Origin of the sequence: Acinetobacter pittii ATCC 19004 = CIP 70.29 (assembly GCF_000369045.1) — a bacterium.
Taxonomy (GTDB): Bacteria; Pseudomonadota; Gammaproteobacteria; order Pseudomonadales; family Moraxellaceae; genus Acinetobacter; species Acinetobacter pittii.
The window spans coordinates 199,371-214,860 of record NZ_KB849789.1 but is presented as its reverse complement, the minus strand read 5'-3'; the positions used below and the strand labels follow the sequence as shown (position 1 = coordinate 214,860).

Annotated in this window: 13 protein-coding genes and 1 tRNA gene; 5 read left to right on the top strand and 9 right to left on the bottom strand. The window is 39.2% G+C overall.

The genetic code is table 11. The annotated features are described in order from the left end of the window. Positions 1-105: 105 nt before the first annotated feature. Both rpsL and F928_RS11480 read right to left on the bottom strand, forming a co-directional pair. Positions 106-480, bottom strand: coding sequence for a 30S ribosomal protein S12 (gene rpsL / locus F928_RS11485; protein WP_002050319.1), 375 nt, complete (start codon positions 478-480; stop codon positions 106-108). A gap of 200 nt (positions 481-680) precedes the next feature. Beyond that, entirely contained in the window at positions 681-2,000 is a 1,320-nt protein-coding gene (locus F928_RS11480) for an EcsC family protein (protein WP_002120376.1), read from the bottom strand. Between the two features lie 300 nt (positions 2,001-2,300). On the opposite strand from F928_RS11480, the gene fabB reads away from it, so the two are divergent. The 5 genes from fabB to F928_RS11455 all read left to right on the top strand — a co-directional run bounded on the left by fabB (position 2,301) and on the right by F928_RS11455 (position 7,751). Beyond that, a complete protein-coding gene (gene fabB / locus F928_RS11475; protein ID WP_002120440.1) occupies positions 2,301-3,530 on the top strand; it encodes a beta-ketoacyl synthase N-terminal-like domain-containing protein in 1,230 nt (409 codons plus the stop codon). Positions 3,531-3,548: 18 nt separating this feature from the next. Next, entirely contained in the window at positions 3,549-4,001 is a 453-nt protein-coding gene (gene hemJ, locus F928_RS11470) for a protoporphyrinogen oxidase HemJ (protein WP_002120291.1), read from the top strand. A 157-nt stretch (positions 4,002-4,158) separates the two neighbouring features. Then, positions 4,159-4,719 carry a hypothetical protein gene (locus tag F928_RS11465; protein WP_005075294.1) on the top strand — a complete coding sequence of 187 codons (561 nt, stop codon included), beginning with the start codon at positions 4,159-4,161 and terminating at the stop codon, positions 4,717-4,719. A 385-nt stretch (positions 4,720-5,104) separates the two neighbouring features. Beyond that, the gene (locus F928_RS11460; RefSeq protein ID WP_002120406.1) at positions 5,105-6,730 is read left to right on the top strand and encodes an NAD+ synthase; all 1,626 of its coding nucleotides are present in this window, start codon (positions 5,105-5,107) and stop codon (positions 6,728-6,730) included. Further along, positions 6,723-7,751, top strand: a complete 1,029-nt coding sequence (locus tag F928_RS11455; protein WP_002120422.1) for a hypothetical protein — start codon at positions 6,723-6,725, stop codon at positions 7,749-7,751. Before F928_RS11460 ends, F928_RS11455 begins: the two co-directional genes overlap by 8 nt. 43 nt (positions 7,752-7,794) lie before the next feature. Here F928_RS11455 and F928_RS11450 read toward each other — a convergent pair. The 7 genes from F928_RS11450 to yeaU all read right to left on the bottom strand — a co-directional run bounded on the left by F928_RS11450 (position 7,795) and on the right by yeaU (position 15,476). Further along, positions 7,795-7,871, bottom strand: a tRNA-Met gene (locus tag F928_RS11450). Between the two features lie 156 nt (positions 7,872-8,027). Further along, a complete protein-coding gene (gene cntB, locus F928_RS11445) occupies positions 8,028-8,984 on the bottom strand; it encodes a carnitine monooxygenase, reductase subunit CntB (protein ID WP_005075293.1) in 957 nt (318 codons plus the stop codon). Positions 8,985-9,031: 47 nt separating this feature from the next. After that, positions 9,032-10,483, bottom strand: coding sequence for an NAD-dependent succinate-semialdehyde dehydrogenase (locus tag F928_RS11440; protein WP_005075291.1), 1,452 nt, complete (start codon positions 10,481-10,483; stop codon positions 9,032-9,034). Positions 10,484-10,546: 63 nt separating this feature from the next. Continuing rightward, positions 10,547-11,662: a carnitine monooxygenase subunit alpha gene (gene cntA / locus F928_RS11435; RefSeq protein ID WP_005075288.1), complete on the bottom strand. Its 1,116-nt coding sequence runs from the start codon at positions 11,660-11,662 to the stop codon at positions 10,547-10,549. A 48-nt stretch (positions 11,663-11,710) separates the two neighbouring features. Next, positions 11,711-12,679 (bottom strand): alpha/beta hydrolase, encoded by a 969-nt coding sequence (locus F928_RS11430; RefSeq protein ID WP_005075287.1) that lies wholly within the window; start codon positions 12,677-12,679, stop codon positions 11,711-11,713. 11 nt (positions 12,680-12,690) lie between these two features. Then, positions 12,691-14,343: a BCCT family carnitine transporter gene (gene yeaV, locus F928_RS11425; protein WP_023187688.1), complete on the bottom strand. Its 1,653-nt coding sequence runs from the start codon at positions 14,341-14,343 to the stop codon at positions 12,691-12,693. 20 nt (positions 14,344-14,363) lie between these two features. Further along, positions 14,364-15,476 (bottom strand): tartrate dehydrogenase, encoded by a 1,113-nt coding sequence (yeaU, locus tag F928_RS11420; protein ID WP_005075283.1) that lies wholly within the window; start codon positions 15,474-15,476, stop codon positions 14,364-14,366. Positions 15,477-15,490 lie beyond the last annotated feature (14 nt).

Sequence of the window (15,490 nt, the reverse complement as noted above, 5' to 3'; positions counted from 1 at the left end):
TCATGTACACGACGCTGGCCTTACTATACGTCGCTTGAATTACAAATCTATGAAGAATTCAAACAAGCGAAACGCTAAAGGGCTTATTCGACTAGTTTCCTAGAATTACTTCTTAGGACGCTTAGTACCGTATTTAGAACGTGATTGATTACGATCTTTAACACCAGCACAGTCTAATGAACCACGAACGGTATGGTAACGTACACCCGGTAAGTCTTTAACACGACCACCACGGATAAGAACAACACTGTGCTCTTGTAAGTTATGGCCTTCACCACCGATGTAGCTAGATACTTCAAAACCTGAAGTTAAGCGAACACGGCAAACCTTACGCATAGCTGAGTTAGGTTTTTTAGGTGTAGTTGTATAAACACGTGTACAAACACCACGACGTTGTGGACAAGCCTTCAACGCAGGAACTTTGGATTTTTCAACCAAAGTCGTACGACCCTTACGGATCAACTGATTCGTTGTTGCCATATGGCAATTCTCCCGTTATTAAAAAACCTTAAAAAGAAAATACCTCTTTTTAAGGGCACATAATTGTAAGCCAAGATGCAAAAATGGTCAACACGGCAATACTTACCAAATGTTGACCATATCAATGTTTGACAGCACGATTTACAAATTTAAATAGAGGCTATTTTTACTTTTTAAACCTTCACTTTGTAAGCGTATTGTTAAGAGTATTTTTTATCTTCTAATATCTCGTCATCATCCTCTGGTGTTAGAGCAGGCTTTTGTTCAGTATGCTCATGTTCTGTCACATGTTTGTCAGCAAGTTTTTCTAAGCCCTTATGAACATTTTCCTGAACTTTCTCTTCACTTTTTTCGCTTTCTGTAGGTTTTAACACAATAGATACTTTCGAGATTACCTCGTGATTTTCTACTTTATGATGATGAGCAGCATGAATATTGCCATCTTCGCCTACATTTAAAAGTCTTGGGCTTGCTTTTTGAATGAGTGTAACCGCAGCATAATAAGCCTGTAGTGGAGATAAATGCTCACTTGGATGTTCGTTTAAATAATGTCTTGCAGCTCCAAAAATTGCCTGAGCTTTATGTCCTACATCTTCTTGTAATTTCCAGCTGTATACTGCACTTAAAACAGCGCCTGCAACTGGAGTAAACTTACCAAAAGCTGAAAGTTTAGGAATACGATTTAACCATTCCCATTTAAACTCCCCTTCTTCATCTGTTAACCAGTTCTTTAAAGTATCTATATCTGTGGTTGAACCTAATACTTGCTGAAATTGATGAATATCTTGAGTTTCCAACATATTTCGCAATGTTTTCAAAGCCAACAAGAGAGTTTGTTTCTCTGCAATCAAGCTAATGTCAACTTCTTTAAAAATAAACTCAACAACATCTTGGTCTGCCACCTCCAGCAGATCAAAGCCATGTGACCTTCCTGTCTGGTAAATAGTTCTTAAGACCAAAACTAATGAAACTGGAATATCTACAGCTGCACCAACGACACCTGATACACCTGTAATTGCACCTTGTACAGTCGCAATGAGCTTGTTTTGTTCTATAAGTGCCTGACTTAGACGTTGAGAACGACCTGTATCTTTAGTTAATTCAAATAAATCTTTAGCACCCGCTTCTTCTAGGATTTTTTCAGTTAAGGTACTTTTTGAACTAAAGTCATTTAACCAATTAAATAAATGGCCTGAGATTTTTTCATCCCAATCTGGCGAAAGAAATGTAGCAACACCATTTACTTTTTTAAAATGTCGACCAAATACCTGACGTGTGACTTTTGGTAAATGTTCTCTTAGCATTTGTTGAGGACTTTCATATTGCTCAACTTCAAATGGGCTTTTTGTTCTCGATCTACCTTCAACAGTTTTTCCAGTTGGGATTGGTTCAATTACCTTACTGACGTCACCTGATTGGTTCTGTTGCAAGATACTCAATCCTGTAGAACTGAGCTTTTTAGCCACTCCGAAGACCTGAGAAAACAAATTGTCAGATTGATTATTATTAAATTTTGTCATCAAGTACCTCGATTTTTTAATTTATCTAATTAGAGATAAATACTAGGTGGAATGTGGATTTATCTCAACTTGAATGTGTGTATTTTAGTTAACCCTAAATGCAACATACTATGTATTTGGTTATTTTTTTTAAATGTAAAATTGTCATAAAGATTTGCCATAAGAAATAAAAATCCTTTCTGCTATCATGTTAACAACGAAAAACATGAGTCCCGTTTTCTTACAGCTATATTCTCCTATTCATTTTCATAGCTGTTGAACACGATAGACTCTTAAATATCACCATAAAGGGACCTGTAGATGAAACGTGTTGTAATCACTGGTATGGGTATTAACTCATGTATCGGTAACTCTTTAGAAGCAGTTACTCATTCACTTCAAAATGGAATCTCCGGGACACGTTTTAACCCAACTTATGCTGAACTCAATTTTAAAAGTCATGTCAGCGCTGCTGCAGAACAAGACTTTGATAATATCGACCGTAAATTAAAACGCTTCATGGGCGTATGTGCGATGTATGCATACAACGCTGCTGTAGCTGCAGTTGAACATGCAGGCCTTACTCCTGAACAACTTGCTGGTAATCCACGTTATGGTATTGCAGGTGGTTCAGGTGGTGGCTCAACTGCTTCTGTTGTTGAAATGACAGAATTATTAGAGACTAAAGGCGCACGTAAAGTGGGTCCATTTTTCGTACCACGTAACATGTCAAACACCATTACTGCAAACGTAGGTGTTGCATTTAAGCTACAAGGTATTTCACATACTATTACAAGTGCTTGCGCAACTTCTGCAGATGCAATTGGTTATGCGTACAACTTAATTCAACTTGGCAAACAAGACCTTATGCTTGCTGGTGGCGGTGAAGAAGATCACTGGTCTCAAAGTTTATTATTTGATGCAATGGGCGCACTTTGCTCGAAATATAACGACTCTCCAGAAACAGCATCTCGCCCCTATTCAGCAGACCGTGACGGCTTCGTTATTGCTGGCGGTGGCGGTTTTGTAGTACTTGAATCACTTGAGCACGCGCAAGCACGTGGTGCGAACATTTTAGCTGAAGTAGTAGGTTATGCTGCGAACAGTGATGGCGCGGACATGGTTGCTCCAAGTGGTGAAGGTGCTACACGTTGTGTATTAATGGCACTTGAAGAAGCTAAGCAACATGGCGTAGAGAAAATTGACTATGTAAATACACATGGTACTTCTACTCCAGCTGGTGACATTACAGAACTTAAAGCAATGGAACGTGCATTTGGTGAAGGTAACGTACCTCCTCTTAGCTCAACCAAATCTATGACAGGTCATAGCTTGGGTGCGGCTGGTGTACAGGAGGCTATTTACTCTGTGCTAATGATGCAAAATGACTTTATTGCACCAAACATCAACGTGACTGAACTTGATGAAGGGGCAAAACCTTTTGATATCGTACTTGAAAAACGTGATGCAAAATTGAATACTGTAATGAGTAACAGTTTTGGCTTTGGCGGTGTTAACGCTTGCCTTATTTTCAAGAAGTGGGATGCATAATCCCACCTAGGATTATCGATGGATGCACCTTCTGATGCTTTTTTGTGGGTAAAAGCATTACATATTATTGCCGTGGTTTGCTGGTTCGCTGCTTTGTTCTACTTACCACGTCTATATGTTTATCATGCTATGAGTGAAGATGCTGCAAGTCATCAACGCTTTGAGGTAATGGAACGCAAGTTGTATCGTGGAATCATGTGGCCTTCGATGATTGCTACATTAATTACCGCCCATTTCCTTGTAGAGTGGGGTGATGCAACTCGACATTACCATCAAGCGACTTGGTTTTACCTCAAAGTTGGATTAGTGGCTTTATTAGTGATTTATCATTTGGTATGTGGCTATTATCGTAAAAAGCTCATCGGAAATGCTCACTATAAATCACATAAGTTCTGGCGCTTTTTTAATGAAATGCCAACCTTAATTTTATTTGCTGTTGTGATTTTAGTTGTTGTAAAGCCTCAGTTCTAACTGGGGCTTTTGCTTTTCTTCTCTAAGAAGTCTTATATTCACAATAATAAAAACATGAAATTCATTTAAATATTTATAAAAACAGAACTATAAAACTAATGAATAGTCATAGCTCTTTATTTAGCAACACATGATCTATACTATGCTAAACAAATAGATGAACTCATTTAATGGCAAAGCTATGCTAACTTTTAATGCCCTTAAACGCTTAATCCATACACCATTTATTCTTCTTATACTTTTTATTTTCCGTCACTTAAAAAACTATCCGATTAGACATTTGACTGCTCAAGAAAAAATATTAGCGCAAATGGTTTTCGGTGACATGCTTGATTGCGAACGGCCTAAAATTATTGCTACGCGCTACCTCCCTTGGCAGAGTTGCGGTATTTTTATGGCCCCCAATGGGAATATTTATGTCAATCCTGCTGATTACAGCGAAGATTACGCTCTAGAGTCTAAGTTTATGCAGGGTATTTTTATTCACGAACTCACCCACGTCATGCAATATCAAAAAGGCATTCATGTACTATTTAAAGGTGCTTTATTACAATCAGCCTATTACCTCAGCTTTAAAAGTTACAATCCCTACAAATATACCTACCACCCTGACAAGGCATTTAGTACGTATAATATTGAACAGCAAGGCGAAATTGCGCGCGATATTTGCTCTGGAAAAATCCCAAATATTATCTGTTCACCTCAACTTCATTTGTAACTAAATAATCAATCTCACTTTGAACGTAACATTTTTTGCGTAATGTAAATGAGAATTCTTATAAATCAGAAATACTTATCTAAACTATAAAAGTGCGCTTATTCAATTCAAATTATTGAAAAAAATAGAACAGACTTATTCCAAATTAGCTTGTGATAAGGCAGTATACAAACAATAAAAATAATGAAGCCTGTTTCTATTCTATACAGAAAATCTCGTTATTTTTACGCAGAAAATATGGGATTGGTATATATTATTGATCTTGACATTTTTGTTTACTATTTTAATTGTTTACTATCGTATCATACACATCGTTGAAAAATTATATTCATAAAAATCAACACTGTGTGTATCTATATTCGTTATGATCTAGGATTAGGTTTGAATGAAAAGTTTTAAAGTTGCCCTTGCTCAGTTTTCTCCGCATATTGGCAATATTGACTCAAACACCCAAAAGATGATTGAGCAAGTAAATCAGGCGAAAAAACAAGACGCTGACCTGATTATTTTTCCCGAGCTTTCTGTTATTGGTTATCCAGCTGAAGATCTATTGTTACGTCCAAATTTAAATAAACGTATGCAAAAGGCTTTTGCACAACTTGCCGAAGTTAAAGATATTGTTATGGTTTTCGGATTTGTAAACCAGACAGAAGATGGTCAACGTTATAATTCTGCTGCTGTCATGAAAGACGGTCAAGTTTTGGGTGTTTTTAACAAACACAATTTACCAAACTATGGCGTCTTTGATGAAAAACGCTATTTCCAAAAAGGCCATCAGCATTTGGTGTTTGAATATCTTGGACATAAATTTGGTGTATTAATTTGTGAAGATATCTGGTCAATTAATACGGTCAAACAGTTGAGCCAATTAAATGTTGATACAGTTCTTGTACTCAACTCATCACCATATGAAGTCGGCAAACCACAACACCGTATACAGACCTTAAGTGAACTTGCAAAACAACTTCATCTAAATATTGTTTACGTTAACCAAGTGGGCGGACAAGACGATTTAATTTTTGATGGTACAAGTTTTGTCAGTAATCAAAATGGTGAGATTGCTTTACAAGCACCGAGCTTTAAAGAAGACATTTATATTGCTGAATTTGACCGTGATACAAAGTTATATAAAGTCACTGAATCTGCTCCTGCATTAGAAACATTTGCAGAAATCTATCAAGGTTTAGTCATGGCAACTCGTGACTATGTAGAGCGCTCAGGCTTCCCAGGTGTGATTCTGGGTCTTTCTGGTGGTATCGACTCTGCCCTTACACTTGCGATTGCTGTTGATGCAATCGGTGCAGAAAAAGTGCAAGCTGTAATGATGCCTTATACTTACACTTCTCAAATTAGTGTAGAAGATGCGACTGAACAAGCTCGCCGTATGGGGGTGACTTTCGGTATTGCTGAAATTCACTCAATCGTAAATAGCTTCATGCAAACCCTGTATCCTTTCTTTGGTAATTCACCAGCTGATGCAACTGAAGAAAATTTACAAGCGCGTGCTCGTGGCACATTGCTTATGGGTTTATCAAACAAGTTTGGTAATTTAGTCCTTGCTACAGGGAATAAATCTGAACTTTCAGTTGGCTACTGTACGCTTTATGGCGATATGGTTGGTGGCTTTGCGGTTCTAAAAGATGTTTATAAAACTATCGTATTTGAATTAGCAAAATACCGTAACAGCTTAAGCGAAACCCCTGTGATTCCTGAGCGTGTGATTACCCGCCCACCTTCAGCAGAACTTCGCCCAGATCAAAAAGACCAAGACTCTTTACCAGCATATGATGTATTGGATGCCATCCTTTACGCATACATTGAAGAAGATTTAGGTCAGGCCGACATTATTGCCAAAGGTTTTGATAAAGAAGTTGTTGAAAAAGTCATCCGTTTAGTTGATCGTAATGAATACAAACGTCGTCAAGGTGCGATTGGCCCGAGAATTACCTCTCGTGCATTTAGTCGCGAACGACGTTATCCGATTGTCAACGGTTGGACAGCGAATGACTGAGCAGAAAAACTCATCAAAAACTACAGCACTTGCTCAAGCACTTTTGCTTGAGCAGGTGGAATTTTTCAAAAAACAATTATCTATAGAAAACTCACCTATTTATTTCCAGCAGTTCATTCAGTTATTTATGCAACATGCTGACGAAATCAAGCTACATGAAGTTGTGGATTTAGAACAACTACAAGCCGTTGTGAAACGCTATGCTTTTGAAATGCAGCTAGGTGCCGGTTTACTTGAGTTTATTGGGGAAATCGCGCAGCGTATTTATTTATCTGCTATGAAGTCTCCAATTCAGTTACAAGACTTGGTCTCTGACCACCAATTTGAAATGTGGCTTTCTAAATTTTTAGAAATGGAACATATTCCTCATTATCTTAATCAGTTTTTAAGAACTAGCCCTTCTGTACAACAGCTTTGCCAATATATTGCAACCTCGACTCTAGAACAAAAATTACCAAAACTTCTAACTGCATCTAGAGTAGATGACTACCATTTTGAATGGCAACATAAGCTCAAAAAATTCTCTTTTTTACAACAACAACGCCTCGAGCATAAACTTGAAACTTGGATTGCCAGTTTTATTCATGAGCAACTTACAGAATTAAGTCTTTTATCGAGTGAAGATTTAGAAAGTCTAGTACGTCATGTTTGGGAAGATATTAGACATAAAAAAATGTATGAATTTATGAAACAGCTCACTCCTCTCGATGTAGAAGAGTTCTTTGTTTTAATTTACGAATACTGGAAAGAATTACGCCAATCGCAATTTATGCAAGATCTGATTTTGTATGGTGTCGAAGTTTTTTATGACTTTTATAAAGATCAGAGTTTATTTGAAGTATTAAGTGAGATTGGATTAACCGAAAGCGACTTACAAACAGAAGCTTTACGTTTTTATCCGAAGGTTATGGATGCCTTTAATGAACACGGTATTTTAGAACCATTACTTCAAGCGCTTTTAGCTCCTTTTTATCAAAGCTCAAAAACACTCGATATGATTGAAAAACATTTTAATGAGTAAAAAATAGATAAAAAGAAACCACGCAGGAGCGTGGTTTTTAAAATGGTGGCTATGACGAGACTTGAACTTGTGACCCCCGCATTATGAGTGCGGTGCTCTAACCAACTGAGCTACATAGCCGTAAACTGTGTGCGCATTATCTATAGTTCTGTATAGCAGGTCAATAGGTAAAAACCCTTAATGCCCATCAATTGAACAAATAAGATTCAGATCATCATTATTTGTTCTTTTTTTAGCATTTTTTACTTTAAACAATTGATCGGCCACAGAAATATATTAAAGATCTAATACTAGTTTTTTACCTTTAGCTCTCGACACACAAATCATCATGCTCTTTTGTGAAGCCTTTTCTGCATCACTTAAGTATTGATCAAAGTGATCTGCTTCGCCTTCTAAAATAGCAGTTTCACATGTACCACAAACCCCTTCTCGGCATAGACATTCCACATCAATATTTAATATTTCAATAGCTTGTAAAATCGTCTGATTACTTTGTACTTCAATTTCTTGATTAGATTTGGCAAGTACCACCGTAAATGCTTCACCATCTTCAGGAACTGTTGAGGCAAATTGTTCCCAATGAATGTATTCATCGCGGTAACGGTGCTTGTTACAACAATCAATCACAGCATCAATCATAGGTTTAGGTCCACATACATATACATGTGTGCCTTTTGGTTGCGATGAAATTAATTCGTCTAAATTAAGCATGCTGCCTTCTGAGTCAACATAACTAAATACATGCCCTGCATGTTTCTGTGTTAGCTCATCAAGTAAAGCTGCGTGTTCAGGTGAACGGTAAGCATAGTGCAGCTCATACTCTGCTCCGCGTGCTGCAAGCTCATCCATTTGAGGCAAGAATGGTGTAATGCCAATTCCACCTGCAATTAAAATATGTTTATTCCCTGTTTCAGCTAATGGAAATAAATTTTTTGGTTCTGAAATCTGAATTTCACAGCCTTCATTACACTGATCATGCATAAACACTGAACCACCCTTACCTTCCACATCTTTACGAACACAGACTTGGTAAGTTGATAAATCTTGCGTACAGCTCATCAATGAATACGCATTTGAAAGCTGTTCATTCATTTTGACAATAATATGGCTTCCCCCACTAAATCGAGGAAAGTTCTGCCCATCTTGACGTTTGAACGTAAACCGTTTGATTAAAGGGGTTAGCTGTTCCACACGAGTAACAACCGCTGGGAACATTTCATAATGATTAGCCATATTAGAATCCTTCTTTTACCGCATATTCTTGTTGTTAGGGCTTATCCTTAAAGCCCTAAACACATATATTTAATGGTCATAAATTCTTCAAGACCATACTTTGAGCCTTCACGCCCAACACCTGATTGCTTCACACCACCGAATGGTACAACTTCATTTGAAATTGCTGTGGCATTCATGCCGACCATTCCATATTCAAGCTGTTCTGATACTCGCCATAAACGTGAAATATTTTCGCTATACACATAAGCAGCTAAACCGAAGATCGTGTCATTTGCTTGAGCAACCACATCTGCTTCATCTGTAAAGCGAATAAGGGGCGCAACTGGACCAAAAATTTCTTCTTGGACAATTTCCATTGTACGGTCAACGTTAGTTAAAACTGATGGTTCATAAAAGGTTTGCCCTAGAACATGCTGTTTGCCACCACAAGCTACCTTAGCGCCTTTGCTCACTGCATCATCAATCAACTGCTGTGCTTTCAAGACTGCTTTTTCATTAATTAATGGACCAATTTGCACACCATCTTCAAGTCCATTACCGACTTTAAACTTTTGTACTTCTTGTACAAACTTCTCGGCAAAAGCTTGATAAATATTGTCGTGGACATAAATGCGATTAGCACAAACACAGGTCTGGCCCGCATTACGGAACTTGGCAAAAATCGCACCTTGTACAGCTTTATCCAAATCGGCATCGTCAAACACAATCAGTGGAGCATTACCGCCTAACTCAAGCGCCAATTTTTTAATGGTGCTTGAACACTGCTGCATCAATAAACGGCCCACTGGAGTTGAGCCAGTAAAAGTCAATTTCTTCACTTTTTCATGCGAAGTAAATACAGAACCAATTTCTTGTGATTTACCTGTAACAACGTTAATCACACCAGCCGGAATACCTGCTTTTTCTGCAAGCTTCGCAATCGCTAAAGCACAATAAGGCGTTTCATTCGCTGGCTTAATCACGACCGTACATCCAGCTGCTAAAGCTGGTGCTGCTTTACGGGTAATCATGGCGATTGGGAAATTCCACGGCGTAATCGCAGCCACCACACCCACAGGTTCTTTACTGATAATAAAACGCTGCTGATTATTGACGGTTGGAATCACATCACCATAAATACGCTTACCTTCTTCGGCAAACCATTGAATAAATGATGCAGCATAACGCACCTCACCTTTCGCTTCTGCCAAAGGTTTACCTTGTTCAATGGTCATGATTAAAGCAAGTTCATCGGTATGTTCGAGAACCAGTTTGTACCAAGCCAATAAAATATCTGCACGGTTTTGAGCAGTTAAAGCCTTCCAACTTTGCAAAGCTATATAAGCAGCCTCAACAGCCTGTGTCGCTTCGGCCGCTCCCATATTAGGAATTGTGCCAATTTCTTCACCTGTTGCAGGGTTAGTCACTGGAACCGTTGCATTTGACTGTGCATCTAACCATTGCCCATTAATGTAGGCTTGTTGCTGAAATAATTCAGTACTTTGTAAACTCGACATATCATCTTCCTAACTGAAGAATCAGGTGTAAGTCATCTTTACACCTGAATAAATCCATTTGTTTTATTTGTGATGCTGCGCCACTAAATGTTGGAAGTAAGCAATACCATGTTCACTAATTCCTGAACGTTGCTTATCAGTCATAATACGGCCTTGACCTCGATAACCACGTGATTTCAAACCACGTTGTACGCTTTCGACCAAGTTCAAATCTTCAGGACGGAATACATTGCGATACCACTCAATCAAATCTTTCTGATCTTGAGTGAGTTCTTCATTCGTGAAGTAAATATCGTAATGCTGCAAAGTCGTTTCTGCATCTACTGGAAACTCATAGATCACAGTCATGAAATTGCTGCCCGGTGGTACGTTGAACATCGTGCAAGGCCAAGTCCAGAAACCGTGAAATTCAGGATCTGTTACAGATGGATCAAGCTTGAATGATTTCTCTGATGAACGTGCAAAGCCATATTGCAATGTCCAGTTCTGATGTGTGGTATGCCAATATTTATCAACTTGTACGGAGTCAGCAAAACCTGGATGCGCTGGTCCACAGTGGTAACATTCTAGATAGTTATCAACAATCACTTTCCAGTTTGCTGGAGTTTCTGTCACAAAACGTGCTGCCAGTTTCAAATCTTTAATTACGCTACATGCTTGATTTAAACGCTCAGCAAATTCCGGAAGTTGGTCTTCTACACAAGTCGCATTTTCATCCATATTAATGAAAACAAAGCCTGCATATTCCTCAACTTTTAAAGGCACCATGCTTGAATTTTCTTTGTCAAAAGATTCAACGTGGTCACAGTTACGTGCCAAAGCTAAGCTACCATCTAGCTTAAAAGTCCAAGCATGGTATGGGCAAGTAATTACATTTTTTGCTTTACCACTGCCACTTATAAGCTCGTGACCACGGTGCGGACACACATTATAAAACGCACGTAAAACACTATCTTTACCACGAATGATGACAATATTTTCACCAATTACTTTACGGGTAATATAGTCATTCGGTTGTGCCAATTCACTGCCATGTGCAACACAAATCCAGCTTTTAGCAAAGATTGCTTCTTTCTCATGCTCAAATACTTGCGATGAAGTATAGAAAACTTTAGGGAAAGTCCATGCAACATCTGGGTTTGCGCAAAAATCTTCAGGTAATTTTTCAACTGCACTCATGTTATTACTCCATTAAATTCTTTTCGTCCAAATGACTCGATATTAAATTCATATCTTTTCGACACTGCCAAACATGCGACGTATCGCACTCAGCATGTTTTGATATAACTGTTGAACTTCAGGACAGTCACGCATCAGACGTAAACTGCCATGTAATAAACCTTTGCCTAAATGGAACTCGTTAGGGATACCTACTTGTTCCAATTTTTGGGTAAGGAAATAACCGTCATCACTTAAAGGGTCATATTCTGCAACCGCCACAAAACTTGTAGGCATATCTGAAAAATCAGTTGCCAATAAAGGTGCTAGACGTAAATCCTGCCAATCTTGTGAATTCGGTGCATACTCCTTTAAATAAAAATGCATATCTTCCGTTGTGAGTAACGGCGCATGGGCATGCTGTTGTGCGGCTGGTGTATCAAGTGCTGTAGTTAAACACGGATAAAACAAAGCCAGACCTTGAGCTTGCATACCACTATGCTGTAGATGCACTGCAAGGGCTGCTGCTAAGTTACCGCCTGCGCTATCGCCTGCTAGAACGATATTTTCACTATCAATCTGCCAGTCAGAACCATGTTGTTTAAGCCATTGATAAACTGCTAAACAATCTTCAAAAGCTGCTGGAAAGCGATGTTCTGGTGCCATGCGATAATCCACACCAATGACAACTGCATTTAAGTCCTGACATAAATAACTGGTAATAAACTCATGTGAATCGAGTCCACCCACCATCCAACCGCCACCATGTAAATACAACACACATGGCCAACCAGCTTCAGGTCGTTTAGTTTTTGGTGAATACATGCGAACAGGTAGAGGATGCTCTGCATTTGCAACAACTCTATCTTCTACTTCGATCTTGCCATCACGAGGCAAAGTGTAGTGTCGACACATCGCGTCATAGGCCGCGCGGACTGAGTCAATATCTGCATCTGCTGGTGAATAAATGCTGCTCCAATACACAAGGCTTTGCATTTCTTCACTTAAAACATACGTGGTCTGTTCACATGTAGTCATTACCGTTCCCTCTAGCTGGTTTTTCTGTCCAGTTTGATTGAGCTTGCAAGCTCAAGCTGCATCCGTTTCGCATGTTCATCTTGAGTCTGGTTTAAACCAATTTCCACATCATCATAACCTTGTTGCTCAATTAAATGTGATGGGACTTTGGCATAATCCTGAATCAACCATTTCACTAAACCATAGGTTTGAATCAGAATAATCACAATGAATGGTAAAGCCGTCACAATAGTTGCTGTTTTCATTGTGTCTAAAGGTGCCTTACTAAAGATCATGGCAATTGGAACCAAAGTCAGCATGACACACCAGAACAGACGTGCGTTTGGCGATGGATCTTGCCCTTCACTTAAACCGCGTGTACATGTTGCTGAAACCGCATACCCAACCGCATCCATATGTGCTGCCAAGAACACCACCATAATGCCGAGGAAAATCCACATCATCAGCTTTCCAGCAGGTAACAGGCTGAGCAATTGTCCAATTGCAACCTCACCACCCTGTTGGCTTAAGATTTGCGGTACATTTACAGCCCCATGAATAAAGCTATAAACGCTGTAGTTTTCAAACACACCAAAGATAAACCAAAGACCAACACTGCCGCCAATCACCATGGCAAAGATCACTTCTTTAATAGTACGGCCTTTAGAAACACGCGTTACAAACAGTGCCACACCCGGTGCATATGAAATCCACCATAACCAGTAGAAAACAGTCCATTCACGAGTAAACTTGCCATCGCCCATTGGGTCGGTAAACAGACTCATATCAACAAAGTTGGTTGCCATTAACCCGAAACTCATTAATGAATTATTCAAAATGAATTGAGTTGGACCAAAGCACAGTACATAAATCGCAAATAACACCACGCCTAAACACACCATGTGACTTAAACGTTGCATGCCTTTATCCATACCTACATACGAACTAAGTGCAAATAGAACCGAAACACCCAAAATAATGATGACCTTAGTCATAAAAGTATTTGGGATACCTGTGAGCTGAGACAAAATATTGGTAAATGTCACAGCAGTGAGTACCAATGAAATCGTCAATGCGCCAAACATACAAAGCAAAAACATTAAGTCGACTAAACGACCAACCACACCAGTTGATTTAAAGCCTGTCACAGCCTCAATCACTGAAGCTAAACTTAAACCTTTGTTTTTTCTAACATGGTAGCTGTAGCACAAAGAAATTGATGCCAAAGCATAAATTGCCCATGCACTTAAACCTGAGTGAAAAAACGAATAAGCCACGCTATATTTCAATGCTTCTGCTGACTCAGGCGGTAAGCTCAAACCAGGTGTTTGATAATAGTAAGCCCAGTCTAAAAAGCCCCAGTACAGTGTAGAAGACCCAATACCTGACAAAATGAACATGAATATCCATGACATCGTGGTGTATTGAGGCTTTCCTTCACCGAGTTTAATTTTGCCGTATTTACTAAAAGCTAGACCAAAAGTAAAAATAATGGCTAAAAAAGCAAACAGTAATACTGGGGTGGTAAATACCGATGTCGTCCACTGCATCCATGTTGCAGCGATCTTGATCGACTCTTGCGAATAAATCGCCAAACCAGCAACTGAAATAAATACAAACAGTAAACTGGTTACGGCAAGAACTTTATCCGTATAAATTTTTGTGTTTTGATTATCCATATCCATACATCCATTTTTGGATGGCGTTATTCCATAGCGAACACGTCCATTTTAATTTGGGCTACACACGATGCAATTGCATCTCCTACCTCATAAGTTTTTGCCTGACCGCCGATATCGGCTGTCTTTGGCCCATTAATTAATACATTCTCAATCGCCTGCATAATGTCCTGACCTGCTTGAATGCAACGTTCGTCTTCTTCGCCAAAGAATTCGAGCATCATTGCACCTGACCAAATCGCAGCGATTGGATTGGCAATTTGTTTACCGTAAATATCTGGTGCCGAACCATGTACAGGTTCAAACAATGATGGGAATTTTCTTTCTGGGTTTAAATTTGCAGAAGCAGCCAAACCAATAGTTCCTGTACATGCAGGGCCTAAATCAGAAAGAATGTCGCCAAATAAATTCGATGCAACAACCACATCAAAGCGTTCAGGTTGTAAAACAAAACGAGCTGCTAAAATATCAACGTGCTGTTTATCGGCCTGAATTTGTGGATATTGTTTTGCCATCGCATCCACACGTTCATCCCAATAGGGCATGCTGACCGCAATACCATTAGACTTGGTCGCTGCTGTAATTTTTTTCGCGTCACGCTGATTTGCAAACTCAAATGCATAACGCAAAATGCGATCTACACCATGACGTGTAAATACAGCTTCTTGTAAAACAAACTCTCGATCTGTTCCTTCAAAAGCCTTACCACCAATGGCTGAATATTCACCTTCACTGTTTTCACGGACCACGTAGAAGTCGATATCGCCCGGTTTTTTACCTACTAAGGGACATTTAACACCCGGCATTAAGCGCACTGGACGTAAATTCACATATTGGTCAAAACCACGACGGAACTGGAGCAGCGAACCCCAAAGCGAAATATGGTCCGGCACTTTATCTGGCCAGCCTACAGCGCCAAAATAAATTGCATCGTAGCCCTGCAAAGTTTCAAACCAGTCATCTGGCATCATTTTGCCGTGCTCAAGGTAGTAATCGCAGCTTGCCCAATCAAATGTATCTAGCTGAAGCTCAATGCCGTACTTCTCTGCTGCTGCCTTTACAACCTTAATGCCTTCTGGTAGAACTTCTAAACCAATGCCATCGCCTGCAATCGTGGCAACTTTATATCTTTTTGCCATAAGCTTCCTTCACA